This is a genomic window from Comamonas humi, from assembly GCF_054782535.1.
In genome coordinates, this window is sequence record NZ_BAAGSH010000002.1 from 340,917 (window position 1) to 366,501 (window position 25,585).

A 25,585-nucleotide genomic window follows, 5' to 3' on the forward strand; every position below is an offset into this window, starting at 1 on the left:
ACATTGATCTTTTTATAAGGAGACACTATCCATGAAACTTCGCAGCTTCCTCGCCTCGTCCCTCGCGGCCGCGCTGGCCTTCAGCGCCACGCCGGCCCTGGCCCAGGGCAACTACAAGAGCGAATACCGCATGTCGCTGGTGCTGGGCACGGCCTTCCCCTGGGGCAAGGGCGGCGAGATCTGGGCCAACAAGGTGCGCGAGCGCACCCAGGGCCGCATCAACATCAAGCTGTACCCCGGCGTGTCGCTGATCCAGGGCGACCAGACGCGTGAGTTCAGCGCGCTGCGCCAGGGCGTGATCGACATGGCCATCGGCTCGACGCTGAACTGGTCGCCGCAGATCAAGGAGCTGAACCTGTTCGCGCTGCCCTTCCTGATGCCCGACTACGCCGCCGCCGACGCGCTCACCCAGGGCGAGCCCGGCAAGCGCCTGTTCGCGCGCCTGGAGAAGGCCGGCGTGGTGCCGCTGGCCTGGGGCGAGAACGGCTACCGCGAGATCTCGAACTCCAAGCACGCCATCAAGAGCCCGGCGGATCTGAAGGGCCTGAAGATCCGCGTCGTGGGCTCGCCGCTGTTCGTCGACACCTTCACCGCACTGGGCGCCAACCCCACGCAGATGAGCTGGGCCGATGCCCAGCCCGCCATGGCCAGCGGCGCCGTGGATGGCCAGGAAAACCCCGTGGCCGTCTACCAGGCCGCCAAGCTGCAGACCGTGGGCCAGAAGCACCTGACGCTGTGGGGCTACATCAACGATCCGCTGATCTTCGTGGTCAACAAGGACATCTGGAACAGCTGGACCAAGGCCGACCAGGACATCGTGCGCCAGGCCGCCATCGAGGCCGGCAAGGAAGAGATCGCCATCGCCCGCAAGGGCATGATCGAGGCCGACAAGCCGCTGGCCAAGGAATTGGCGGCCGGCGGCGTCACCGTCACCCAGCTCAGTCCGACCGAGCGCGAAGCCTTCGTGAAGGCCACCCGCCCGGTGTACGACAAGTGGAAACAGCAGGTCGGCACCGACCTGGTAGACATTGCAGAAAAAGCGATTGCAGCCCGCAAGCAGTAAGCGCTAATAGCTATTGTTTTTGAAAGCCACCGCGCCCTCGGGCCGGTGGCTTTTTTACTGCGTCCTACAAGCGCAATGGACGTTGTCCTACAGGCAACTCCCCCGCGGCCGGCGCCCCGAGTTTGGTGGCCGGGTCGGCTGCCCGTATCATCAAGTCACATCGCGTTGAGAATCTGTTAACGATTTGCGCCGGCTTTCCCGCGGAAAGCCACTCCCTCCGTCGGACGGCTCGCCCCCTGCGCCGCTCCCGTCCCCTCCCCCCACAACCAGAACGGCACCAGCCGTCATCCTTTGGAGATCTGCATGAGCACAGCCACCGCGCCTCCCGCTCTATCCTCCCTCTGGGCCAGCCTGGCCGACAGCCCCGCCCTGCTGAACTGGGCCATGCTGGTGGCCAGCGCCGCGCTGGTGGGCCATGCCGTGCACCGCTACACCGGCCTGCCGCGCATGCTGGGCTACACCGTGGTGGGCCTGGCGGCCGGCTGGATCGGCTTCGGCGACCTGCCCTGGCCCGTGCAGGGCCTGGGCATGCTGCTGCTGCAGATGGCGCTGGCCGCCACCTTGCTGATGGCGGGCACCCAGCTCTCGCTGCGCTGGCTGCTGCGCCAGCCGGGCGTGCTGGTGCAGAGCCTGCTCGAATCGCTGCTGGGCTTTGCCGCCGTGGCGGCGCTGCTGTGGTGGATCGGCCAGCCCCTGCCCGTGGCGCTGGGCCTGGGCGTGGTGGCCATGGCGGCCTCGCCGTCGGTGGTGCTGCGCGTCGCGCTCGACCTGCAGGCCAAGGGCCCGATCACCGACCGCAGCCTGACGCTGGCGACGCTCTCGGCCTTCTACGCGCTGCTGATGGGCGGGCTGCTCGCCGCCGTGGGCCACCTGGCGCCGGCCGAGGCCCACTGGCTGGCCGCGATCGCCCAGCTCGGCGGCGACCTGCTGCTCACGCTGCTGTGGACGGCGCTGGCCGCCGGCCTGCTGTGGCCCGTGCTGCGCTGGCGCCCCTCGGGCAGCGACAACACGGCGCTGTACATGCTGGCCGTGCTGGCCGCCGTGGCCACCATGTCGCAGCGCTGGGGCGGCTCGGCGGCGCTGGCGCTGCTGCTGGCCGGCGTGCTGCTGCGCAACCTGAGCCCGCGCCCGCTGGTGTGGCCGCCGGCCTTCGTGTCGGCCAATTCCATGCTCAACCTGCTGATGTTCGTGCTGATCGCCAGCATGGTGGCGCGCGTGGGCGTCACGCCGCACCTGCTGGCCTGGGCGCTGGCGGCGGCGCTGGCGCGCGGCGTGGCCAAGTGGCTGGGCGTGGCGCTGGGCGGCTGGGCCAGCGGCCTCAAATGGCGCCGGCAGTGGGCCGTGGGCTGCGCGCAGCTGCCGCAGTCGGGCGTGGCGCTGCTGCTGGCCTCCACCCTGGCGGCGCAGTGGGCCGCCACGCCGGGCGCCGATGGCAGCTACGCCGCCACCTTCGCCGCGCTGGCACTGCCGATGGTGGTGGCCAGCGAGCTGGTCGGCGCGCTGCTGATGTCGCTGGCCTGGTGGCAATCGGGCGAGGCGCATCGCGGCATCGGCCCCTCCGCCCTGCTGCGCAAAGGACAACGCCATGACGCTTGAAGCCTTCCACCATTCCGATCCGCTGACGCTGGGCGTGGAGCTGGAGCTGCAGCTCGTGAGCACGCACGACTACGACCTCGCGCCCTACGCGCAGGACATGCTGGCGCTGCTGGCCAAGGCCAAGGTGCCGGGCAGCATCGTGCCCGAGGTCACGTCCAGCATGATCGAGATATCCACCGGCATCTGCACCGACGCCGAGGACGCCCTGAACCAGCTGCGCGTGACCCGCGACGTGCTGGTCAAGGCGGCCGACCGGCTGAACATCGCGCTGGTGGGCGGCGGCACGCACCCGTTCCAGCAGTGGCACCAGCAGCGCATCTACGACAAGCCGCGCTTCAAGGAGCTGACGGCGCTGTATGGCTACCTGACCAAGCAGTTCACCATCTTCGGCCAGCACGTGCACGTGGGCTGCCCCGACGCCGATGCGGCGCTCTTGATGCTGCACCGGCTGTCGCGCTACATCCCGCACTTCATCGCGCTGTCGTCGTCCAGCCCCTTCGTGCAGGGGCAGGACACGGCCTTCGACTCGGCGCGGCTGAACTCGGTGTTCGCCTTCCCGCTGTCGGGCCGCGCGCCGTTCGCGCTGCACTGGGAGGATTTCGAGCGCTACTTCGACAAGATGACCGCCACCGGCGTCATCACCAGCATGAAGGACTTCTACTGGGACATCCGCCCCAAGCCCGAGTTCGGCACCGTCGAGGTGCGGGTGTTCGACACGCCGCTGTCTATCGAGCGCGCGGCGTCGCTGGCGGCCTACGTGCAGGCGCTGGGCGCGTGGTTCCTGGCGGACAACCCGTTCACGCCGCAGGAGGACGACTACCTCGTCTACACCTACAACCGCTTCCAGGCCTGCCGCTTCGGGCTGGAGGGCGTGTACGTCGACCCGGTCAGCGGCGAGCACATGGCGCTGCGCGAGCACATCCTGCACACGCTGCAGCGCATCACCGCGCACGCGCCGCCGTCCAGCCAGGAGGCGCTGAAGGCGCTGCGCCAGGACGTGAACGCCGGCCAGAACGACGCCCGCTGGCTGCGCGAGGTGCTGGCGCGCGAGCACCTGCTGCCCGAGGTGGTGCGCCAGGCGGCGCTGCGCTTCCGCGGTTAAGGCTTACTCGCAAAAAAAGAGCTGCCAGTGCTTACCATCATTTGGTTTCAGGTATTTTTCGACCTGAAATCCAATAGTGGCGAGCGCTGGCAGCTCTTTTTTTTGAGTTGCTTACTCGATCTTGAAGCCCGTGTCCTTCACCACCTGCTTCCAGCGGTCGTTCTCGGCCTGGAGCTGCTTGCCGAAGGCCTCGGGCGTGATGCGCGTGGGCACGTAGTCGTAGGTCTTGAGCTTGGCCAGCACGTCGGGCATCTGCATGACCTGGTCCACGCCCTTGGCCAGCGCCTGCACGATCTCCTTGGGCGTGCCCTTGGGCGCCAGCATGCCGGCCCACGAGCTGAAGTCCATGTCCTTGATGCCCAGCTCCTTGAACGTGGGCACCTGCGGGAAGCTCTCGGCGCGGTGCGGCAGCATCACGCCCAGCGCCTTGACGCGGCCGGCGCGGATCATCTCCACCGACGCGAACGAGTCGAACGAGAAATCCACCTCGCCCGCCACCACCGCCTGCATCTGCGGGCTGGTGCCCTTGTACTGCGCGTTGATCAGGTGCGGCGCGCCGATCACGCGCTTGAACTGCTCGGTGATCAGCGTGATCATGCTGCTGCCCGACGAGATGGTCAGCGGCTTGTCGGTGGACTTCTTGGCCAGCGCGATCAGCTCCTGCATCGAGTTCACCGGCAGATCCTTGCGGGCGATCACCACGAAGCCCACGTCGCACACCTTGGCGATGGGCTCGAAGCTGGCCGCCGCCTCGTAGCCCGCCTTGTAGATCACCGGGCTCAGCGTCTGCGCGCCGCCGGTGTTGAACAGCAGCGTGTAGCCGTCGGCCGGCGCGCGCGCCACCTGCTCGGTGCCGATGATGCCGTTGGCGCCGCCCTTGTTCTCGACCACGAACGAAGCCTTCATCAGCTCGCCGAGCTTTTGCAGCACCAGGCGCGCCACCACGTCGGTCGTGCCGCCCGCCGGGAAGGGCACGATCACCCGCACCGGCTTGTTCGGGTAGGCCGACTGCGCCAGCGCCCAGTGCGGCGCGCCGAAAGCGGCAGCCGCCGTGGCCGTGGTGCTCAGAAAATGGCGACGGGTGCTGCCCGCCCGGATGGTTCCAGCCATGGATCTTGTCTCCTTGTATGAATGCGTCCTGGACCGGCCATTCTGAAAGCCCGGCTCCCTGCTGTCCACTATTGATCAACTATGGGTTGATATTTTTTGCGAATTAACAATCGACCGTGTATCCGCATAATGGCGGCCGCGGGGAACCTTCGCGCGCCCACCGGACTCCCACCGAGGCCACCCGGTCACACCTATGCAGACAACCACCACACGCCGCACCCGCTGGGCGCTTTTTTTTGCTTCGCTTTTCATAGCTATCAGCGCTTGGTCCAACAGCGCTGAAGCGCAAATCAAGCTCGGCATCGGCGGCGCAAGCCCAGCCGCCGCTAGTCCTGCCAGCCCGGTGGTCACCACGCCGCGCGTGCGCGCCGAGCTGGTCGCCCAGGCGCCCGACGGCATCGCGCCCGGCAAGCCGCTGCAGCTCGGCCTGCTGCTGGAGCACCAGCCCGAGTGGCACACCTACTGGAAGAACCCCGGCGACTCGGGCCTGCCCACGCAGCTCGACTGGCAGCTGCCCGCCGGCTGGGACGCCGGCGAGATCGCCTGGCCCACGCCCCACCCGATCCGCATCGGCAGCTTGGTCAACTACGGCTACGAAGGCAAGGTGCTGCTGCCCGTGCCCGTGCAGGTCTCGACCATGTTCGCGCCGGCCGCCGGCCAGCGCGAGGTGACCGTGCAGCTGCACGCGCAATGGCTGGTCTGCCGCGTCGAATGCATTCCCGAGCAGGGCGACTTCAGCCTGACGCTGCCGCTGGCCGGCACCACCGCCCTGTTCGCAGCCGATTTTGCCGCCGCCGCCAAGCAGGCACCGGTGGCGCTCAAAGGCGAAAGCCGCGCCACGGTGGACGGCGACTTCCTGCAGCTCAGCGCCAGCGGCCTGCCCGCGGCCTTGCAGGGCCAGCCCCTGACCATATTGCCCGAGCAAGGCGAGGCCCTGCACCACGCCATGCAGGACGGCAAGGACCTGCAGCAATCCTGGAGCGGCGCCACCTGGCAGGCCCGCGTGCCGCTGTCGGCCTCGCGCGGCCCGGCGCCCGAGGCGCTGCCGCTGGTGCTGACCACGGCCGACCACCGCAACGCCGACGGCGCCATCGCCTGGCGCACCGAGGCCGCGCTCGACCAGCCCTGGACCGCCGCCGCGCGCGCCGAGGTCTCGCCCGCGCTGCAGGCGGCGCTGGCGGCCAATGCGGCGGGCGCCGCGCCTGCCGCGCCCGCCGGCTCCTCCCCCTCGCTGTGGCTGGCCCTGCTGGGCGGGCTGCTCGGCGGCCTGATCCTGAACCTGATGCCCTGCGTCTTCCCCATCCTGGCGATCAAGGTGCTGGGCTTTGCCTCGCACGGCAGCGACCTGGGCCGCCAGCGCGCCAGCGGCCTGGCCTACACCGCCGGCGTGGTGCTGTCCTTCCTGGCGCTGGGCGCGCTGCTGCTGGCGCTGCGCGCCGCGGGGCAGCAGCTGGGCTGGGGCTTCCAGCTGCAGTCGCCGCTGACGGTGGCGGTGCTGGCGGCGCTGTTCACGGTGATCGGCCTCAACCTCGCGGGCGTCTTCGAGTTCGGCCATTTCCTGCCCAGCAGCCTGGCCGGCCACCAGGCCCGGCACCCAGTGGTCAACGCCTTCCTGTCGGGCGTGCTGGCCGTGGCCGTGGCCTCGCCCTGCACCGCGCCCTTCATGGGCGCCTCGATGGGCCTGGCGGTGAGCCTGCCCACCGCGCAGGCGCTGCTGGTCTTTGCCGCGCTGGGCGTAGGCATGGCCCTGCCCTACCTGCTGGCCAGCTGGGTGCCGGCCGTGGCGCGCTGGCTGCCGCGCCCCGGCGCGTGGATGGACACCTTCCGCCGCGCCATGGCCTTCCCCATGTTCGCCACCGTGGTCTGGCTGGTGTGGGTGCTGGGCCAGCAATCGGGCATCGACGGCGCGGCTACGCTGCTGGCCCTGCTGGTGGCGCTGGCCGCCGTGGTCTGGGCGCTGACGCTGGCCGGGCGCACGCGCTGGGTGCTTGCTACCGCATTCATAGCTGTCAGCGCAGCCCTGGTGGGCGCCAGTGGCAAAAACATCCTGCAAGCCGCCGTGGCGCCCGCACAGGCCCAGGCCGGCGGCGATGCCGCGCAGCCGTGGCAGCCCTGGTCCGCCGACCGCGTGGCCCAGGCGCTGGCCCAGCAGCAACCGGTGTTCGTGGACTTCACCGCCGCCTGGTGCGTGACCTGCCAGTACAACAAGCGCACCACGCTCTCCCATCCGGACGTGCTGGCCGGCTTCGCCGAGCGCAAGGTCGAGCTGCTGCGCGCCGACTGGACGCGCCAGGACCCGGCCATCACCGCCGCGCTGAGCCAGCTGGGCCGCAGCGGTGTGCCGGTCTATGTGCTGTACGCCCCCGGCAAGCCGCCGGTGGTGCTGTCCGAGATCCTCAGCACTGGCGAGGTGCTGGAGGCGCTGCGGACGCTCTAGTTCACTCGGGGCCGCTCAGGCCACCGCCCGGACCCTGTCCCAGACGCGGCCGGGCTCGGGAACGTCGAGCTGGAAAACCGTCTGGAGCGTGTCCGCGAAATGGTCCGCGCCCGTGATGCGCTGTTCGCTCACGCCGTCCGCCGTCACACGGCACAGGCCGTCGTTTTTCAGGGCGACATAGCCATCCGCGGTATGCCGCAGGATCGCCAGCGCATGGGTGAACGGCGAGCCCGGGTCCTGCGTCAGCCAGCATCGGGTGGCCTCCATGGCGGTTTCGTCGCTGTGGTCGGGCCGGAAGTCGAAGCTGGGCGCCATGCCGCGCGCATGGTTCCTGAAGCGCAGCCAGCCGCCGTCCGCCGGCACGATCGAAAAGTCAAAACCGCGCTGGCGGATCGGCCCCACGGCCAGCGGCACCGGCTCGACGATGGCGTCCGCCAGGCCGACCTCGGCCAGGTACGGCCGGTCGAGATCGACCCGCAGCGTCAGATGGTTGCCGACGACGTTGTTGCCCAGCGTTTCGCGGTGGACGCCGCCGCACAGGCGCGTCACGCGGAAGCCGAGCGCGGCGAGCGCCGCGCCGAACAGGCCGTTCATCTCGTAGCACCAGCCGCCGCGCCGGCCTTCCACCATCTTGGCGTAGGCCGCAGCCGGAGCGATCGAGGTCGGCCATCCCATGAAGGCATCCAGCGCCTCCCAGGTGAAGGCCATGAGGTGGGCCCGGTGCAGCGTCGACAGGCTGGCTGCGTCCAGAGCCGTTGGCCGAGCAGCACCGATCCTCGCGAGATAGGCATCCAGCTGGCCGGGCGCCAGGGCCATTCCACTGGGGCTTGCAGCAAGGTTCGTCATGATCCGGTTTCCTTTCGATGGACGGTTGTCTATTCCAGGGCGAATTCCTCGATGGCGGCGACGAGCCGCGCAGGCCCCGGGCCTTCCGCGGCGATGGCACGCCCCAGTGCCCTCGCCCGCTGGGCGAAGCCCGGCTCGGACAGCACGCGCCGCACGGCCTCGCCGAGCAGGAGCGGGGATGCGGAAGGATCGAGGCGCAGGCCCGCGCCGTGGTAGGCGACGCGCGCGGCGTTGTCGTTCTGGTCGCGCCCCATCGGGAGTACGACCAGCGGGACGCCATGGCGCAGCGCGCGCAGGACCGTGCCATGTCCGCCGTGGGTGACGACCACGCGGGCCTGGCCCAGCAGATCGTCATGCGCGGCATGGGCCAGAACGGTGGCGTTTGCCGACGCCTCGAGGCGTAGCCCCTCAAGCGCCTTGCCGAGCGTGACGACCACCTCGACCGGCTCGCCGGCCAAGCCCGACACCACCCGCTGGAGCACATCGGCCTGCCCCTGGTTGGTGGTGCTGAACGACACGAGCACGAGGGGCCGCATTCCGCGCTCGGGCAGGCCAGCCCAGCGTTCGCTGGCCCAGCTCGGCAGCTCCAGCAGCGGCCCCACGTAGCGCACCTGCCGGGGCAGGCGCTCGGTCGGAAAATCGAAGCTGCGGCAGGTGGCCAGCAATTGGCGCCCGGCGCGCAAGGGCTGTTCGTGGACATGGGCCAGCGGCGCAAGGCCGAAATGGGCACGGGCGGCGTTGAGACCGGGCAGGAAACTATCCCAGAGCTGCTCGATGCTCACCGACACCTCGGCGTCGCGCACCCGCTCCGCCGCCGACCGGGCCGGCAGCAGGCCCGGGCCGAACGGCGGATGCCCGGGCAGGGGCCAGAGCGAGATATTGCTGGCGAGCAGAGCCGTGGGAATCCTCGCCACTTCGCCCGCGAGCATGCTGCCGAACAGCAGGTCGGTGCCGAGCAGCAGGTCGGCCGGCTCCTCGGCCAGCGCTTCGAGAATGTCCTCGGCGTAGGCCTGCGCGGGGCCGACGAAGATGCACTCGCACCCTCGCCGGAAACCCGCCAGGCCATCGGCGGCCTCCCAATCGCGCACGAAGCAGCTGTCGGGTGAGCGGTCCGGGCGGTTCGGCGCGCGCTTCCAGGGCAGGAAGCGGGCTCCAGCCTCGACCGCCTCCACGCGCATCGTGTCGTCGGCGATAAGGCGCACCTGGTGGCCCCGCGCGGCGAGGGCGCGCACGGCCGCCAGCGTCGGCGGCACATTGCCGCCGCCTTCCCAGCAGACCGCCAGGATGCGCAGCTGCGGCCCTGCCGCTGTCGTCTTGGTCATCGCCTTGGTCCTTGGGTCAGCGTTGTCCATCCTCGCGCAGCAGGCGCTCTATCGCCTGCGTCATGAGCCGGCCGGTCTGCGCCGCCGAATGCCCCTGCGCCCGGCGCAGCAGGTGCCAGACCCAGACATCGGTCTGGACCAGCAACTGCGCATGCCTGTCTTTGCGGGCCTGGCCGTCGAGCTTGCCTAGCCAGGCGCCGAACATGTCCCCGATCCATTCGCGATGGCCCTGGCGCCCCCGGTCGAGGACGGCGGCGAATTCGGGAATGCGGGCTTCCTGCCCCAGCGTCCGCACGAGGATGTCGCCGGTGCGCTCGTAGTCGTCCATCAGCAGCGCGACGATGTCGGCCACGCTTTCGGGGGGAGCACTCCAGCGCTGCTCCCGGATCGCGGCATCCATCCGCATCGCCATGGCGCTGAGCACGCCGGCCTTGCTGCCGAAGCGGCGGATCACGGTCTGGCGGGTGGTGCCGGCGGCAGCAGCAATGTCGTCGAGCGTGATTTCATCGAACCAGCGCGCCTCAAGCAGCGCGAACAGCGAGTCAACGATCTGCCGCTCGGTATCCTGAACCGCGTCGGCACGCGCCGACTGGCGATAGGCTCGCGGAGACATGGGGGCACCTCTTATTTCGGATTACTCAATGTAATCCCAAATAGAGAAGGTGTCCATGGGGATGGGCCCACCGGCCCCGGCGCCACAGGGGCCAGCAGGCCCCAAGCCACCACCCCAGTCGCATGCATGCCTGGCCCGGCTAGCCAGGGGCTGGCCATCGGCCTATAGTGGGAGCCATGGTGCCGTGGCGGTCTGGCTGCGAATCCGTCTCCCGCCCGCCATGGCTGTATGAACCGCGCCGCCGGTTTGCCCCTTGGCGGCGCTCACCCAGGAGATGCACCATGGCCTCGACTGTTCATACCCCGCCGCCCGTCGGCGTCCACCGGCACCACTCGCCGAAGCTGGTGTGCTTCGGCATCCTGCTGGCCAGCCTGGCCATTGCCGGGATCGTCGTCCCCATGGAGTGGAATCTGCTGGCGGTGCTGTCCGATCTGCCCAAATGGAGCGGGCTGCAGCAACTGCTCGCCGTCGTGCCGCTGGCCAGTTGGCTGCTGATGCTGGTCTGGGGTACGGCCGTGCCGGTCTCGCTGCTGCTGGCGCTGCGCTACCACCGCAATGCCACCGGCGCCGCCCTGGCCCTGGGCTTTGCCGCGCTCGCGCTGCTGTGGTACGTGCACATGCCCGCGCTCAACCAGTGCGACAACCTCTACCCGAATCCCTCGCTGTGCACCGGGCTGCAGTGGAGCTACAGCCTGAGCCTGGCCGTGGCCAACGCGGTCTACCTGTTCGCGATCATCGTCGGCCTGCTGTCGGGCATCGGGCTGATCGCCACCAAGGTGGACGACGGCGAAAAGCCGGGCCTCTGGCGCTGACCGCCGCTCAGCGCTGCGGCATGTCCTGCTCGGTGTAGCACAGGCTCACCGTCGCATCGCCGGGGATGGCGGGCATGCTGGCGTTCCAGGCCTCCCAGGCGGCGACCATGGCCTGCAGCCGCTCGGGCTGCACCGGCGCGAGGTTGGCGCGCTCACGTTCGTCGGCAGCCAGGTTGAAGAGGTAGTCGATACCGTCCACGCGCAGGTATTTCCAGTCGCCGTCGCGCATGGCGCGCTGGCCGCGGTGGTTCATGCGCCAGAACAGCGGCCGGTCCTGCAGCGTGCGCGCATTGCGCAGCAGCGGCTGCAGCGAGGCGCCGTCCCACGGGTAGCCTTCGGCGGCCGTGGCGCCGCCCAGCTCCAGCATGGTGGCGGACCAGTCCATGGTCAGGCAGGTCTGCCGGCTGACGCCGCCGGGCGCGATGCCCGCCGGCCAGTGCGCGATCCATGGCACGCGGATGCCGCCCTCGGTCAGGTCCATCTTGCCGCCGACCAGCGGCCAGCTGTCCGAGAAGCGCTCACCGCCGTTGTCGCTGGTGAAGACCACCAGCGTGTTGTGCGCCAGGCCATGCATGTCCAGCGCCTGCATGATGCGGCCTATGCCCTCGTCCATGTGGTGGACCATGCGGCGGTAGCTTTCCACGTTGCCGCCATGCAGATGGTAGATGGCCTGCTGGCTGTCCCGCAGCTCGCGCGACAGGGCCTCGTCGTCGCGCGTCTCCCACGGCCAGTGCGGCGCGGTGTAGTGCACGCTCAAAAAGAATGGCGTGCCGGCCAGCGCCTCGTCGGCGCGGCGGTGGATGTAGTCCACCGAATAGTCGGTGATCAGGTCGGTGAGGTAGCCCTCCTCGGCCTTCTCGGCATCGCCGAACCACAGGTCGTGCTGGCCGTTGGCACCGCAGTGGCTGAAGTAGTCCACCCCGCCCGACATGGGGCCGAAGAACTCCTCGTAGCCCGAGCGCAGCGGACCGAAATGCGGCGGGTAGCCCAGGTGCCACTTGCCCATCAGCGCGGTGCGGTAGCCCGCGTCCTTGAGCAGCGAGGGCAGCGTGGGATGGCTGGGCGGCAGGCCGAGCTGGTCGTTGCCGCGCGTGGCGGTGCGGATGGGCTCCTCGGCCGCGCCGCGCAGGCGGTACTGGTAGCGCGCCGTCATCAGCGCAAAGCGCGTGGGCGAGCACACGGGCGAGTTCGAGTAGCCCTGCGTGAGCCTGAGGCCGTTGGCCGCCAGGCCGTCGAGCACCGGCGAGACGGGGCCAAAGCCCGCGTCGCGCCCGCCGTAGCAGCCCAGGTCGGCATAGCCCAGGTCGTCGGCGACGATGAAGATGATATTGGGGCGTGTCATGAAAATTCAGGCCAAATTGGCATCCAGGGCTTTACCATCAAGCGCAAACAGCTATTAAATAAATAGCAATCAAGGGCGATAGTCCGAGGCGCGGATCACCGGCTCCCACTGCTGGCGGTAGGCGGCCAGGCGCTGGCGCGTCTGCGCGGCCGTGGCCACCACCGGGTCAAGGTTGGACGACTTGAACTGCCGCGCCGTTTCCGGGTCCTGCATGACGCGGTGGATGGCCTCCTCGTAGCGCGCCAGCTGGGCTGCCGGCATGCTGCGCGGCGCAAAGAAGGTGTTCCAGCCCGCGGCGGCCAGGTTCACGCCAGCCTCCTTCAGCGTGGGCACCTGCGGCGCGAGCGGGTGGCGCTGCTCGCTCGACACGGCCAGCAGCCGCAGCTTGCCGGCCTCGTGCTGGGGCAGCAGCACGTCCAGCGTGTCCACCGCCGCCGGGATCTGCCCGCCGATCAGGTCGGTGACCAGCGGCGCCGAGCCCTTGTAGCCCACGGCCTCGGCCGCTACCTGGGCCTGCTGGCCCAGCATCAGCGCAAAGAAATGCGGCAAGCTGCCGGTGGCGGGCACGCCGATGTTGGCCTGGCTGGGGTTGGCCTTGAGCCAGGCCAGCAGGTGCTTCAATTCCTTGACCGGCACGGCCGACGACACGGCCACGCCGAAGACATAGCTGTTGACCTCGCTGACCGGCACGAAATCCTTGGCCGCGTCGTAGCCCACGTCGCTCATCACCTGCGGCGCCACCACCATCACGGCGGGGTTGGCCAGCATCAGCATGGGCTGCGAGGCAGGGGCGTTCTTCACGTACTGCGCGGCCACGCGGCCGCCGGCGCCCACCTTGTTCTCGACGATCACCGTCTGGCGCAGCGCGGCCTGCAGCTTGTCGGCCACGATGCGCGCGACCCGGTCGCTGGAGCCGCCGGCGGGGTAGCCCACGACCACGCGCAGGGTCTGCTCCTGCGCCCAGGCGGGCAGCGCGGCGGTGCCGGCAAGCAGGGCGGAATGGGTCAGGAACTGGCGGCGCTGGATCATGCTGTTGCTCTCCACAAATCAAAAACCGGACATGGTGCCCCATGGCTTCATCGCCCAGGCCATAAGCTATGCACCCGATGATCTATCTGGCCATCGGCCCGGCTGTGGCCACAATGGTGCCAGCGCCAAAACGATTGTTGAAATCAACTGTTGTGAGGAATTTCCCGCATGCCCGCCCCCGCAGCCACCCATCCGCTCACCGATCCGCAGCAGGCCTCGGACCTGCTGCTGTACCGGCTGGCCAAGCTCACGGCGGTGTCGGCGCGGCTGGTCACGCGGCTGTGCGAGGGGCAGTACGGCATCACCCGCCGCGAATGGGGCGTGCTGATGTGGCTGGCGCAGCAGCCAGGCCTGCCTCCGTCGGCGCTGGCCGAGCGGCTGGAGCTGGACCGCGCCCGCACCTCGCGCGCCATCGCCTCGCTGCTGGCCAAGGGGCTGGTGCAGCGCCATGCCCAGCCCGGCAACCGCCGCCAGGCCGTGCTGCAACTCACCGAGGCCGGCCAGCAACTGCACCAGACGCTGTTCCCGCAGATCCGCGAGATCAACCTGCGCATGCTCGCGCCGCTGGCGCCCGCGGACGCCGCCCAGCTCGACGCCACGCTGGCCCAGCTGCAGCAGCAGGCCGAGCATTGGCTGCAGCAGCCGGCCGAGCCGCGCGTCTACCCGCCGCGCAGCGCCCGCCCGAACTATCAAAACAAGAGCAGCTCACGCTCACCCTGATTGGGCCGGACCCGATTCATGCCCATAAAGGGTGGCTGCTGCTCCTTTTTTGGGCCATGGGCGGTGTGGCGGTGAACGACAATGCGGGGATGAGCACGACTTTCGCCCCGCTTTCGAACGACACCTTTCTGCGCGCCTGCCGCCGCCAGGCCACCGACTACACCCCGCTGTGGCTGATGCGCCAGGCCGGCCGCTACCTGCCCGAGTACAAGGCCACGCGCGCCCAGGCCGGCAGCTTCATGGGCCTGGCCACCAATGTGGACTACGCCACCGAGGTCACGCTGCAGCCCTTGGAGCGCTTCCCGCTCGACGCGGCCATCCTGTTCTCCGACATCCTGACCGTGCCCGACGCCATGGGCCTGGGCCTGTCGTTCGCCGAGGGCGAAGGCCCGCGCTTTGCCAAGGTGGTGCGCGACGAGGCCGCCGTGGCGGAACTCGCCGTGCCCGACCTGGACAAGCTGCGCTATGTGTTCGACGCCGTCACCAGCATCCGCAAGGCTCTCAACGGCCGCGTGCCGCTGATCGGCTTCTCGGGCAGCCCCTGGACGCTCGCCTGCTACATGGTCGAGGGCAAGGGCAGCGACGACTACCGCCTGGTCAAGAGCCTGATGTATGGCCGCCCCGACCTGATGCACCGCATCCTCGCCATCAACGCCGACAGCGTGGCCGCGTACCTGAATGCGCAGATCGACGCCGGCGCCCAGGCGGTCATGGTCTTCGACAGCTGGGGCGGCGTGCTGGCCGACGGCGCCTTCCAACAGTTCAGCCTGGCCTACACCAAGCGCGTGCTGGCGCAGCTCAAGCGCACCGGCGTGGATGGCACCGATGTGCCGCGCATCGTCTTCACCAAGGGCGGCGGCATCTGGCTGCCCGACATGAAGGAGCTGGACTGCGAGGTGCTGGGCCTGGACTGGACGGCCAACCTGGGCCACGCCCGCGCCATCGTCGGCGGCACGGCCGGCGGCCCCGGCAAGGCGCTGCAGGGCAATATCGACCCGAACGTGCTGTTCGCGCCGCCCGAGCGCATCGCCGAACAGGTGCGCTCGGTGCTGGAGAGCTTTGGCACGCCACACACCGACAAGACCACCACCGGCCCCACGCACATCTTCAACCTGGGCCACGGCATCAGCCAGTTCACGCCGCCCGAGCACGTGGCGGCGCTGGTCGAGGCGGTGCACTCGCAGTCGCGGGCGATGCGCCGCTAGGCGCTAGGCCGCGGCCGGCGCGGCGCAATCGTGCGTCTCGTCCACCAGGGCGGTCACGCAGTCCAACAAGGTAGGAAAGGCCGGTATCCCGGCCTGCGGCAGATCGGGCAGTTCCACGCCGGTCAGCGCGGCGGCCCCCACCCGGTACAGGCGGGCACCCACGGCCGCGCCGGCCTGCAGGTGATCGCCGCGGCTGCCGATGACGGCGACCTTCGAGGCCTCGACGCCAAAGCGCTCCAGCACCTGGCGCAGCAGCTGGGCCTGGGGGGCCAGGCAGTCGCACTGCTCCTCGCGGGCGTGCGGGCAGAAGAACACCGCATCCAGCTTGGCGCCGGCGGCGGCCATCTGCTTGTACATCTGGCGGTTGTATTCGTTGAGCGCGGCGCAGTCGTAAAGCCCGCGGCCCAGGCCAGGCTGCGCGGTCATCAGCACCGCATGCCAGCCCGCCTGGTTGAGCCGGGCCACGGCCTCCAGCGCGCCTGGCAGGGCATTCCATTCACCCAGGCGCGGGGTGTGGGGTGGAGGCTCGGCGCACAGCGTGCCGTAGCGGTCCAGGACTGCCAATTTCATTGCTGCTCCCTCTTCGCTGCATACATGGGGGCAGCATATCGGCGGGCGGTGATCCGCGCCACGGGGCAAGCCCCGAGGCGCGGTGTTTTCGTCAAGCCGCGGCCAGGCGCGAGAGGTCGGCCACGCGGTTCATGGCCTCGTGCAGCGTGGCCAGCAGGCCCAGGCGGTTGGCCTTGAGCGCCGGGTCGTCGGCATTGACCATCACGTGCTCGAAGAAGGCGTCCACCGGCGCGCGCAGCGCGGCCAGGGTCTGCAGGCTGGCGGTGTAGTCGCCGGCGGCGAACTGCTGCTGGGCCTGCGGCGCCACCGATTGCAGCGCGGCGTACAGGTCTTTCTCGGCGGCCTCGGCCAGCACGGCGGCATCCACCTTCGGCGCCACCGCGCCGTCGGCCTTCTTGAGGATGTTGCCCACGCGCTTGTTGGCGGCAGCCAAAGCTTGCGCCTCGGGCAGCGCGGCGAAGGCGCGCACGGCGTCGAGGCGCTTTTGCACGTCCGACAGGCGCTGCGGGCGCAGTGCCAGCACGGCGTCCACTTCCTGGGCGCTGAAGCCCTGCTCGCGCAGGCTGCCGGCCAGGCGGTCGTAGATGAAGTCGAGCAGCTGCGCGGTGGCGTCCTGCACCTTGTCGCCGAAGGCGGGCAGGCTGCCGGCCAGCAGCGGCTGCAGGTCGAGCGGCAGGTCTTTCTCGACCAGCATGCGGATCACGCCCAGCGCATGGCGGCGCAGCGCGAACGGGTCGCGGTCGCCCGTGGGCAGGTTGCCGATGCCGAACATGCCCACCAGGGTTTCGAGCTTGTCGGCCAGCGCCACGGCCACGCCGACGTCGCCGCGCGGCAGCTCGTCGCCGGCAAAGCGGGGCTTGTAGTGGTCTTCGATGGCGTCGGCCACGGCCACGTCCAGGCCATCGTTCAGCGCGTAGTAGCGGCCCATGGTGCCCTGCAACTCGGGGAACTCGCCCACCATGTCGGTCACCAGGTCGGTCTTGGCCAGCATCGCGGCCTGGTCGACCTGGGCGGCGTTCGCACCCATCTGGCCGGCGATCAGCCTGGCGATGGCGCGCACGCGCTCGACGCGCTCGCCCTGGGTGCCGAGCTTGTTGTGGTAGACCACCTTGCCGAGCGAATCGACGCGCGAGGCCAGGGTCTTCTTGCGGTCCTGGTCGAAGAAGAACTTGGCATCGGCCAGGCGCGGGCGCACCACGCGCTCGTTGCCACCGGTGACGGCGCTCGCGTCCTGCGGGCTGATGTTGCTGACCACCAGGAAGCGGTTGGTCAGCTTGCCGGCGGCGTCGAGCAGCGGGAAGTACTTCTGGTTGGCCTTCATGGTCAGGATCAGGCATTCCTGCGGTACGCCAAGGAATTCCTTCTCGAACTCGCAGACCAGCACGTTCGGGCGCTCGACCAGGGCCGTCACCTCATCCAGCAGAGCGTCATCTTTGATAGCTGTCAGCGATTGACCAGCTTGGTCTGCAGCCGTTTTCAGCTGTGAAGCAATGGCCGCACGGCGCTCGTCGAAGCTGGCGATCACCGCGCCCTGCTCCGCCAGCACGGCGGCGTAGCGGTCGGCATCGGGGATCTGCACCGGATCGACCAGGGCCTCGAAGCGGTGGCCGTGCGTGGTGCTGCCGGCCGTGAGGCCCAGTGCCGTCACCGGCACCACGGTGCTGCCGTGCAGCGCCACCAGGCCGTGGGCCGGGCGCACGAACTGCACGCTGTCCCAGCCCGGCAGCGGCGTGCCGCTTTCGAGCTGGTAGGTCATGACCTTGGGGATGGGCAGCTTGGCGATAGCTTCGGCCAGCGCCTTCTGCAGGCCGTCGGAAAGCAGGGCGCCGGGCGCGGTGCTGTCGTAGAACAGCGCCTCGGCCTTGCCGTCGGGGGCACGCTTGAGACTGGCGACCGCCGAGGAATCGGCACCCAACGCGGCCAGCTTCTTGAGCAGGGCCGGCGTGGGCTGGCCGTCGGCGGAAAGGCCCACGCTCACCGGCATGAGCTTTTGCGATACCTGCTTGTCGGCGGCCTTGGACAGCACGGCCGTGATGTGCGCGGCCAGGCGGCGCGGCGATGCGTAGGCGGTGAGCTGCGAGGCCTCCGACGCCAGACCCTGTGCGCGCAGCTGCGCCAGCAGCACCTGCGCAAAGGCATCGCCGAGCTTTTTCAGCGCCTTGGGCGGCAGCTCTTCAACGAACAGTTCAACGAGTAGATTCTGGGAGGAAGTCATCAGGATTTCCGGGTATGGCGCAGCGCGAAGATCGACAGGCCGATGGTCAGCAAGGGAAACCATACGGTGAACAGCTCATTGCTCACCACCTGCAGGCCGCGCTGCGAGAAAAAGCGGGATGCCGCGATCGGCGATACCTCGATCGGCCGCCAGGGACTGAAAAAACGCTCGGACGCGAAGGGCCACAGCGCCGCGATGCCGCTGCCGCCGCTGGTCAGCATGTCCAGCAGCGGGTGCGAGAAGCAGCACAGCGCCATCCAGGCATAGCCGGCCAGGCGCGGCACGCCCCAGCGCCGCGCCAGCAGCAGGCCGACCAGCCCGAAGGCCAGCGCAAAGCCCAGCGTGTGCGTGTAGCCGCGGTGGCCCCACATGCCGCCCAGGTTCACACCGAGGTTGATGCCGAACTGGTGCGGGATGCCGTCGAAATCGGGCACGATCGCCGCCAGCATGCCGGCGAGCAGCATGCTGGTTGGCACGCGGCCGCTGCCCAGCGCGAGCGCGGCAGCCACGGGCACGGCGACATGCGAGAAGATCGTGGGCATGGACGGAAGGCGTGCGGAGGGTCAGGCGGCCTTGGGGGCCATCTGCGCCACCCACTCACGCGGCGCCATCGGGAAGCCCAGGCGCTCGCGGCTCTCGTAGTAGCTCTGCGCCACGGCGCGGGCCAGGTTGCGGATGCGGCCGATGTAGGCCGCGCGCTCGGTCACGCTGATCGCACCGCGCGCATCCAGCAGGTTGAAGGTGTGCGCGGCCTTGAGCACCTGCTCGTAGGCCGGCAGCGCCAGCTGCTGCTCCATCAGGTACTTGGCCTGCTTTTCGTGCGCGTTGAACGCCGTAAAGAGGAAATCGGTATCCGAATGCTCGAAGTTGTAGGTGGACTGCTCCACCTCGTTCTGGTGGTAGACGTCGCCATAGCTCAGCGTGTCGGTCCACTTCAGGTTGTAGACATTGTCCACGCCCTGCAGGTACATGGCCAGGCGCTCCAGGCCGTAGGTGATCTCGCCGGTGGCGGGCTTGCAGTCGATGCCGCCCACCTGCTGGAAGTAGGTGAACTGCGTCACCTCCATGCCGTTGAGCCAGACTTCCCAGCCCAGGCCCCAGGCGCCCAGCGTGGGATTCTCCCAGTCGTCCTCGACGAAGCGGATGTCGTTCTTCTTCAGATCGAAGCCCAGGGCCTCCAGCGAACCTAGGTACAACTCCAGGATGTTGGCCGGCGCGGGCTTGAGCACCACCTGGTACTGGTAGTAGTGCTGCAGGCGGTTGGGATTCTCGCCGTAGCGACCGTCCTTGGGCCGGCGGCTCGGCTGCACGTAGGCGGCCTTCCAGGGCTCGGGGCCGATAGCTCTCAAAAACGTAGCGGTATGCGACGTACCGGCGCCCACTTCCATGTCATAGGGTTGCAACAGCGCACAGCCCTGGGCGTCCCAGTATTGCTGCAGCGTGAGGATGATTTGTTGGAAGGTGCGCATGTTCTCAAAGACCGTCGGCGCAGGCACGGTGCCTGCTTGATCGAAGCAGCTGATTTTAGGGGCTTGGCACCGCATGCCAAGCACAGCCGCAAAAAAGCGCCCGAAGGCGCTTTGTTTTTAGGGGAAAGGCCCTTTTACTGCCCTTCCCAGCGCCGCAGCACCAGGCAGGCATTGGTGCCGCCGAAGCCGAAGCTGTTGGACATCACCTGGCGCAGGTCGGCGTCGCGCGACTCGGTGGCCAGCGGCATGCCGCCCAGCGCCGGATCGGGCGTCTCCACATTGACGGAACCGGCGATGAAGCCCTTGTTCAGCATGATCAGGCAGTAGATGGCCTCTTGCGCGCCGGTGGCGCCCTGCGAGTGGCCGGTCAGCGACTTGGTGGACGAGAATGGCGGCACCTTGTCGCCAAAAACCGCCTTCAGGGCGCCAACTTCCTGCATGTCGCCGACAGGCGTCGAAGTGCCGTGGGTATTGACGTAGTCGATGGCGCCATCGAGCCCGTCAATGGCCTGCCGCATGGCAGCCGCGGCGCCTTCGCCGGAGGGGGCCACCATGTCCTCGCCGTCCGACGAGATGCCGAAGCCCACGATCTCGGCCAGGATGGTCGCGCCGCGGGCCTGGGCGTGCTCCAGGCTCTCGAGCACCACCGCGCCGCCGCCGCCGGCGATCACGAAACCGTCGCGGCCCGCATCGTAGGCGCGCGAGGCCTTCTCGGGCTGCTCGTTGTACTTGCTGGACATGGCACCCATGCCGTCGAACAGCATGGCCAGGCCCCAGGACAGCTCCTCGCCGCCGCCGGCGAACATCACGTCCTGCGTGCCCCAGGCGATCTGCTGTGCGGCCGCGCCGATGCAGTGTGCCGACGTGGAGCAGGCCGAGGTGATGGAGTAGTTGATGCCCTTGATCTTGAAATTGGTGGCCAAGTTGGCCGACACGGTCGAGCCCATGCAGCGCGTGACCTGGTAGGGGCCGACGCGGCGGATGCCCTTGCTGCGCAGCGTGTCGGCAGCCTCAATCTGGTTGGCCGGCGAGCCGCCGCCCGAACCCATGATGAGGCCGGTGCGCGGATGGCTGATGTGCTCGGGCGCCAGGCCCGCCTGCTGGATCGCGTCTTCGAGCGCAATCTGGGCGTAAGCCGCGGCATCGCCCATGAAGCGCAGCTGCCGGCGGTCGATGCGGGCCTCGAGGTCGATCTCGGGCTTGCCGGCCACCTGGCTGCGCAGGCCCAGCTCCTTGAATTCAGGCATGGCGCGAATGCCCGAACGGCCTTCGCGCAGCGAGGCCTCGACCGAGGCCCAATCGTTACCGATACAGGAGACGATGCCCGCCCCCGTGATAACTACCCGACGCTTCATGCGGCTTCCTTCGCATCGCCCTCACGCAGGAACAGTCCCACACGCAGATCGCTGGCGACGTAGATTTCCTTGCCATCGGCCAGCAGGCGCGCATCGCCGATGGCCATGTTCAGTTTGCGCTTGATCACGCGCTTGATGTCGATTTCGTAGGTTACCAGCTTCACGTCCGGGCCGACCTCGCCGGTGAATTTCACCTCGCCGGCACCCAGGGCACGGCCCCGGCCGGGTAGGCGCAGCCACGTCAGGTAGAAGCCGATCAGCTGCCACATGGCGTCCAGGCCCAGGCAGCCGGGCATGACCGGATCTCCCTGGAAATGGCACGCAAAAAACCACAAATCAGGGCGAACATCGAGTTCCGCGACGATCTTGCCCAGACCGAACTCCCCACCCTTCTCGTCGATATGGGTGATGCGATCGAACATCAGCATCGGCGGCAGCGGCAGGCGGCCGCTATCGGGACCAAACAGCTTGCCCTCTCCCGAGGCTATCAGTTGTTCGTAGGAAAAAGAATCGGCCATTATGGTTCGTGCTCCAGGGGGCAGGCAGCGCCGCCACTTCTTATCTTGCAGGGCGAAGCTCTATAGATATACCCCACCATTATCCAGCCTAACCAATGCCGTATCACATGACAAAGCCATGAATTTCACTGTGCTTTGCGCAAAAAACGTAGCTTTGGTCAGATTCTGCAAATGGGCAGAGGCCGCAGGGCAATCGCGCAAAAAGCATGCATTACCCGCCAAATAGAGCAATATTCCGCCGATCCAGTCGGCATCTACTTTATGGCGCTGGCGAGCCCTGGCGCCGCCGGCCCCAGGCGAGAACCGCCGCCAGGCCGAATCCCAGCAGCCACAGCGGCCACAACCCCAGGCGGGCGGCCCACCAGGCGTAGGGTGTCACGGTGGCGTCGCGGCCCTCGACCTGTGCGGTGAGCACGCCGCGGCTCTGGTGCGGCAGCTGCTGCTGCACCTCGCCCTGGTAGTCGATGACGGCCGTGGCCCCGGTGTTGGTGGCGCGCAGCATGGGGCGCTCCAGCTCCAGCGCACGCATGCGGCTGATCGCCAGGTGCTGGTCGATGGCGATGGAGTCGCCGAACCAGGCGATGTTGCTGGCGTTCACCAGCACGGTCGGCGCCTGCGCCGGATCGACGAAGCGGGCCGCCAGCTCTTCGCCGAACAGATCCTCGTAGCAGATGTTGGGCGCCCAGCGCTCGCCCGCCCAGGCGAACGATGCCTGGCCCACGCCGCCGCGGTTGAAGTCGCCCAGCGGGATGTTCATCAGGTCGGTGAACCAGCGGAACATCGGCGGGATGAACTCGCCGAAAGGCACCAGATGGTGCTTGTCGTAGCGGTAGCCTCCGCCGGCCGGCGACAGCGCCACCATGGAATTGGTGTAGCCCTCGGTGAAGTTGCCCAGCGGCACGCCTATCAGGGCCGCCTGCTCCCCACTGGCAAACCGCTGCTCCAACGCCTGCCAGTAGTTGGGCGGCACATCCTTGAGCAGCACCGGGATCGCCGTCTCGGGCGCCACCACCAGGCGGGCCTGCGTGGATGCCAACTGCTGTCCGTACCACTCCAGCGCCAGGGGCACGCCCGAGCCGGGTTGGAACTTCTCATCCTGCGGGATATTGCCCTGCAGCAGCGCCACCTCTACGGTCTTGCGCACCGAGGTGCCGCCGCCAGCCTGCAGCAAGGCAAGGTCGCGCTGCCAGCTCAGCGTGAGCAACACGGCGCCGGCCACCGCCAGCGCCAGGTACAGCGCCGAGCGCTTGAACCACTCGCCGCGCCACAGCGCCAGCAGCATGGCCCCGGCCGCCGCCACAGCGCCCATGCCGTACACGCCTACCCAGCGCGCCAGCGGCACCAGCGGCCCCTCGACGTGAGCGTAGCCGCCCGCACCCCAGGGGAAACCGGTCCACAGCACGCCCCGGGCCAGCTCCGCCAGCAGCCAGAGCGCAGCAAAGAGCAGCACGCGGCCCACGGTGCCCTGCGGCAGCCAGCGGCGGTACAGGCCGCAGGCCAGGGCGTAGTAGAGGGCGAGGAAGGCGGCCAGCGCCAGCACCGCCAGCGCGGCCAGCGGCGCGGGCAGGCCGCCGTAGGTGTGCATGCTGATGTACAGCCACCAGAAGGTGGCGCTCAGCCAGGCGGTGCCGAAGATCCAGCCCAACCCGGCCGCGGGACGCGCGCCCGGGGCGCGCTGCACCTGCGCCGCCAGCACCGCCAGCGACAGCAGCTGCAGCCACCACAGCGGCTGTCCGTAGGGCAGCGGGCTCTCGGCGGCATGCCAGGGCCAGGCCAGCGACCAGGCCTGCAGCACGCCGGCCAGCGCGCAAAGCATGGCGGGCACAAGCCAGCGCCAGCGGGATTCAGCAGCCACGCCCATCAGAACCGCTTAGGCGCCGGCACCGTTGATCGCCACGGCGGCGCTGCGCTGCACGCGGAACCAGCGCACCGCGCCGCCCTTGGTGAGCAGCACCTCGAAATGCAGCCCGCCCAGCATGATCTGCTCGCCGCGCTTGGGCACGTGGCCCAGCTCGTGCGAGATCAGGCCGCCGATGGTCTCGAAGGATTCGTCCGGGTCGCTGCTCTCAAGCTGCACGCCGAAGCTCTCGGCCACCCGCTCGACCGGGGTGTCGCCCGAGATGCGGTAGGTGTCGTCGGCCAGCGCGAAGATGTCGCCCTCTTCTTCGGGGATGTCGAATTCGTCCTCGATCTCGCCGACGATCTGCTCGAGCACGTCCTCGATGGTGATCAGCCCCGCCACACGGCCGAACTCATCAATCACGATGGCCAGGTGGTTGCGGTTGCCGCGGAATTCGCGCAGCAGGTCGTTCAGGCCCTTGCTCTCGGGAACGAAGACCGCCGGGCGCAGCAGCGCACGGATGTTCAGCTGCGGCGAGCGCTGCAGCTTGAGCAAGTCCTTGGCGAGCAGGATGCCGATGATGTTCTCGCGCTCGCCCTGGTAGACCGGGAAGCGCGAATGCGCCGTGCTGATCACGCTGCGCAGCACGTCGTCGTAGTCGGCGTCGATATTGACCAGGTCCATGCGCGGCGCGGCCACCATGGCGTCGCCGGCCGTCATGCCCTCCATCCGGATCACCCGCTCCAGCATGACGCGGGAGTCGGCATTGATCACATCGTTGTCCTCGGCCTCGGCCAGTGTCTCGATCAGCTCGTCGGGAGAGTCGGGGCCGGGGTGGATGAATTCAACAACCTTTTGCAGGAAGCTGCGCTTGTCTTCTTTTTCGGGAAAGCGCGAAGGATGGGGGTCGGACACTGTCTTGGAATGCAGGACGTGCGGTAGTGAAAGAGGCCCCTAGGATAGCGGATTCTGCGAGACCCGCGCAGAGCATTCCCCCTTGGGGCCGTGCCGGCCTCACTGGCCGGAGCGGTGGCGCCCTTCCTGCACGCTGCGGCGCACTTCCTGCACCGCGGCCAGGAAGTCCCAGAACTGGCGCGCCTGCTTCTTGAACTGGTAGTCCATCTCGCCCATCTGGTTCTCCACAAGGTCGGCCACGCGCGTGTCGAAACCGGCCTTCGGCAGCGTCAGGTAGGCCTCGGACTCGGAGCCGTCGCGCTCCACCTTGGCGCCGGCATTGCGGGCGATGCGCAGCATGGCGGTGTTTTCCGACAGCGCGTGGATGAAAAGCATGCGCACGCCGTGGGCACGCGCATCCATCACCGCGCGGTCGAACAGGCGCGCGCCCAGCCCCTTGCCGCGGGCCGTCTTCAGCACCGAGACGCCGAACTCGGCGCAGCTTTCCATGCCCGGCGCATCGGCAAAGGCCACGTGCGCCATGGCGATCAGCTTGAGGCGGCGGTTGTAGATGCCATAGATATCGTCACGCTTGAAGTCGAGCTGCTCCACATAGCGCTCGATCTGCGTGTCGCTGGCGCTGTAGCCGAAGCGCAGGTAGCGATCGGTCTCGTCCAGGCTGAGCAGGTGGGCCGCGATGCGCGGGCGGTGGCGCTCGCTCAGGGCGCGGATGGGCACCAGCGATGCGCTGCCGCGCCGCTTCTTGCCGCCCTCGGGGGCTCCGCCGGGTTGTCCGCCGGAGCGTCCCAAGAACGGGCCGAGTGCCTGCAGGCCGGCGCCCATCGTGTCTTGAAACCATTCCTTCGTCATCATCATGCCCTCAATATAAGGGTTTTCCCCAGGCAACACAAGAATGCTGCAATGCAACATTGTGAACGACTATGCTATTCCCTGCTGGCACGATGCCCTTCGCGGCGCCAGTGGGCGCTCACCACTCCAGCGGCAGCGCGGTGGTGTTCTTCACGCGTTCGAGCACGAAGCTGGTCTTGCAATCCTGCACGCTGGGGTGGCGCAGCAGAGTGTCCATCACGAAGCGGCTGTAGTGCGCCATGTCGGCCACCACCACGCGCAGCAGGTAGTCCATCTCGCCGGTCAGTGCCACGCATTCCACCACCTCGGGCCAGGCCGCCACGCTGGTGCGGAACAGGTCCATGGGGCTGCGCTTGTGCGCGTCGGTGAACTTCTCGAGCCGCACGTTCAGGTAGGCCGTCATGCCCAGGCCCACCGCCTCGGGGCGCACCAGGGCGACGTAGTGGTCGATGACGCCGGCTTCCTCCAGTCGCTTGACGCGGCGCAGCACCGCGCTGGGCGACAGGCCCACCTGCTCGCCGATCACGTCGTAGGTTTCGCGGCCGTTGCCTTGCAGGCAGTGGAGGATGGCGCGGTCAAGCTTGTCGAGTGCGTGGGCAGGGCTGGTGGTCATGCAGTGATTGTAGAAGCGATGCTTCTCCGCCCGGCACGGCCATG

23 protein-coding genes are annotated in these 25,585 nt (G+C 68.6%); 7 read left to right on the forward strand and 16 right to left on the reverse strand.

The annotated features are described in order from the left end of the window. Window positions 1-31 precede the first annotated feature (31 nt). From ACYVKR_RS01960 to ACYVKR_RS01970, 3 genes are all read left to right on the forward strand, one after another. Entirely contained in the window at window positions 32-1,063 is a 1,032-nt protein-coding gene (locus tag ACYVKR_RS01960; protein ID WP_460479032.1) for a DctP family TRAP transporter solute-binding subunit, read from the forward strand. Window positions 1,064-1,366: 303 nt separating this feature from the next. Further along, complete coding sequence (locus tag ACYVKR_RS01965; RefSeq protein WP_460479033.1) at window positions 1,367-2,659, forward strand: cation:proton antiporter; 1,293 nt, start codon at window positions 1,367-1,369, stop codon at window positions 2,657-2,659. Then, complete coding sequence (locus ACYVKR_RS01970) at window positions 2,649-3,761, forward strand: glutamate--cysteine ligase 2 (RefSeq protein ID WP_460479034.1); 1,113 nt, start codon at window positions 2,649-2,651, stop codon at window positions 3,759-3,761. Before ACYVKR_RS01965 ends, ACYVKR_RS01970 begins: the two co-directional genes overlap by 11 nt. 111 nt (window positions 3,762-3,872) lie before the next feature. Here ACYVKR_RS01970 and ACYVKR_RS01975 read toward each other — a convergent pair whose 3' ends face one another. Further along, window positions 3,873-4,871 carry a Bug family tripartite tricarboxylate transporter substrate binding protein gene (locus ACYVKR_RS01975; RefSeq protein WP_460479035.1) on the reverse strand — a complete coding sequence of 333 codons (999 nt, stop codon included), beginning with the start codon at window positions 4,869-4,871 and terminating at the stop codon, window positions 3,873-3,875. A 193-nt stretch (window positions 4,872-5,064) separates the two neighbouring features. On the opposite strand from ACYVKR_RS01975, the gene ACYVKR_RS01980 reads away from it, so the two are divergent. After that, entirely contained in the window at window positions 5,065-7,308 is a 2,244-nt protein-coding gene (locus ACYVKR_RS01980) for a protein-disulfide reductase DsbD family protein (RefSeq protein ID WP_460479036.1), read from the forward strand. 15 nt (window positions 7,309-7,323) lie between these two features. Here ACYVKR_RS01980 and ACYVKR_RS01985 read toward each other — a convergent pair whose 3' ends face one another. Genes ACYVKR_RS01985 through ACYVKR_RS01995 form a run of 3 tightly spaced genes read right to left on the reverse strand, consistent with a single transcriptional unit; the run spans window position 7,324 to window position 10,089 of the window. Further along, a complete protein-coding gene (locus tag ACYVKR_RS01985) occupies window positions 7,324-8,154 on the reverse strand; it encodes an arylamine N-acetyltransferase family protein (protein ID WP_460479037.1) in 831 nt (276 codons plus the stop codon). Between the two features lie 29 nt (window positions 8,155-8,183). Beyond that, window positions 8,184-9,476: a nucleotide disphospho-sugar-binding domain-containing protein gene (locus tag ACYVKR_RS01990; protein WP_460479038.1), complete on the reverse strand. Its 1,293-nt coding sequence runs from the start codon at window positions 9,474-9,476 to the stop codon at window positions 8,184-8,186. Window positions 9,477-9,492: 16 nt separating this feature from the next. Further along, window positions 9,493-10,089 (reverse strand): TetR/AcrR family transcriptional regulator, encoded by a 597-nt coding sequence (locus tag ACYVKR_RS01995; protein WP_460479039.1) that lies wholly within the window; start codon window positions 10,087-10,089, stop codon window positions 9,493-9,495. Window positions 10,090-10,370: 281 nt separating this feature from the next. On the opposite strand from ACYVKR_RS01995, the gene ACYVKR_RS02000 reads away from it, so the two are divergent. Next, a complete protein-coding gene (locus ACYVKR_RS02000; protein WP_460479040.1) occupies window positions 10,371-10,901 on the forward strand; it encodes a hypothetical protein in 531 nt (176 codons plus the stop codon). Between the two features lie 7 nt (window positions 10,902-10,908). On the opposite strand, the gene ACYVKR_RS02005 is transcribed toward ACYVKR_RS02000, so the two are convergent. Together ACYVKR_RS02005 and ACYVKR_RS02010 are read right to left on the reverse strand one after the other, a co-directional pair. Next, window positions 10,909-12,243: a sulfatase family protein gene (locus tag ACYVKR_RS02005; protein WP_460479041.1), complete on the reverse strand. Its 1,335-nt coding sequence runs from the start codon at window positions 12,241-12,243 to the stop codon at window positions 10,909-10,911. A gap of 69 nt (window positions 12,244-12,312) precedes the next feature. After that, a complete protein-coding gene (locus ACYVKR_RS02010; RefSeq protein ID WP_460479042.1) occupies window positions 12,313-13,272 on the reverse strand; it encodes a Bug family tripartite tricarboxylate transporter substrate binding protein in 960 nt (319 codons plus the stop codon). 168 nt (window positions 13,273-13,440) lie between these two features. Between ACYVKR_RS02010 and ACYVKR_RS02015 the strand changes: the two genes are divergently transcribed. Both ACYVKR_RS02015 and hemE read left to right on the forward strand, forming a co-directional pair. Beyond that, window positions 13,441-13,992, forward strand: coding sequence for a MarR family winged helix-turn-helix transcriptional regulator (locus ACYVKR_RS02015; protein ID WP_460479043.1), 552 nt, complete (start codon window positions 13,441-13,443; stop codon window positions 13,990-13,992). A gap of 89 nt (window positions 13,993-14,081) precedes the next feature. Continuing rightward, entirely contained in the window at window positions 14,082-15,197 is a 1,116-nt protein-coding gene (gene hemE, locus ACYVKR_RS02020; protein WP_460479044.1) for a uroporphyrinogen decarboxylase, read from the forward strand. Between the two features lie 3 nt (window positions 15,198-15,200). Here hemE and ACYVKR_RS02025 read toward each other — a convergent pair whose 3' ends face one another. The 10 genes from ACYVKR_RS02025 to ACYVKR_RS02070 form a co-directional block, all read right to left on the reverse strand. After that, window positions 15,201-15,767: a D-glycero-alpha-D-manno-heptose-1,7-bisphosphate 7-phosphatase gene (locus ACYVKR_RS02025; RefSeq protein WP_460479045.1), complete on the reverse strand. Its 567-nt coding sequence runs from the start codon at window positions 15,765-15,767 to the stop codon at window positions 15,201-15,203. 91 nt (window positions 15,768-15,858) lie between these two features. Next, window positions 15,859-17,982: a glycine--tRNA ligase subunit beta gene (gene glyS / locus ACYVKR_RS02030; RefSeq protein ID WP_460479046.1), complete on the reverse strand. Its 2,124-nt coding sequence runs from the start codon at window positions 17,980-17,982 to the stop codon at window positions 15,859-15,861. Then, the gene (locus ACYVKR_RS02035; RefSeq protein WP_460479047.1) at window positions 17,982-18,524 is read right to left on the reverse strand and encodes a metal-dependent hydrolase; all 543 of its coding nucleotides are present in this window, start codon (window positions 18,522-18,524) and stop codon (window positions 17,982-17,984) included. Before ACYVKR_RS02035 ends, glyS begins: the two co-directional genes overlap by 1 nt. Before the next feature lie 21 nt (window positions 18,525-18,545). Then, window positions 18,546-19,451 carry a glycine--tRNA ligase subunit alpha gene (gene glyQ / locus ACYVKR_RS02040; RefSeq protein WP_460479048.1) on the reverse strand — a complete coding sequence of 302 codons (906 nt, stop codon included), beginning with the start codon at window positions 19,449-19,451 and terminating at the stop codon, window positions 18,546-18,548. A gap of 134 nt (window positions 19,452-19,585) precedes the next feature. Further along, window positions 19,586-20,806, reverse strand: coding sequence for a beta-ketoacyl-[acyl-carrier-protein] synthase family protein (fabB, locus tag ACYVKR_RS02045; protein WP_460479049.1), 1,221 nt, complete (start codon window positions 20,804-20,806; stop codon window positions 19,586-19,588). Beyond that, a complete protein-coding gene (gene fabA / locus ACYVKR_RS02050; protein ID WP_460479050.1) occupies window positions 20,803-21,324 on the reverse strand; it encodes a bifunctional 3-hydroxydecanoyl-ACP dehydratase/trans-2-decenoyl-ACP isomerase in 522 nt (173 codons plus the stop codon). The genes fabB and fabA overlap by 4 nt, the downstream gene beginning before the upstream one ends. Before the next feature lie 259 nt (window positions 21,325-21,583). Beyond that, on the reverse strand, window positions 21,584-23,185 hold the full coding sequence (gene lnt, locus ACYVKR_RS02055) for an apolipoprotein N-acyltransferase (protein WP_460479051.1): 1,602 nt from the start codon (window positions 23,183-23,185) through the stop codon (window positions 21,584-21,586). 9 nt (window positions 23,186-23,194) lie between these two features. After that, entirely contained in the window at window positions 23,195-24,079 is an 885-nt protein-coding gene (locus tag ACYVKR_RS02060) for an HlyC/CorC family transporter (RefSeq protein ID WP_460479052.1), read from the reverse strand. 99 nt (window positions 24,080-24,178) lie between these two features. Continuing rightward, window positions 24,179-24,934 (reverse strand): GNAT family N-acetyltransferase, encoded by a 756-nt coding sequence (locus ACYVKR_RS02065; RefSeq protein ID WP_460479053.1) that lies wholly within the window; start codon window positions 24,932-24,934, stop codon window positions 24,179-24,181. Window positions 24,935-25,046: 112 nt separating this feature from the next. Beyond that, window positions 25,047-25,541 (reverse strand): Lrp/AsnC family transcriptional regulator, encoded by a 495-nt coding sequence (locus ACYVKR_RS02070; RefSeq protein WP_460479054.1) that lies wholly within the window; start codon window positions 25,539-25,541, stop codon window positions 25,047-25,049. Window positions 25,542-25,585 lie beyond the last annotated feature (44 nt).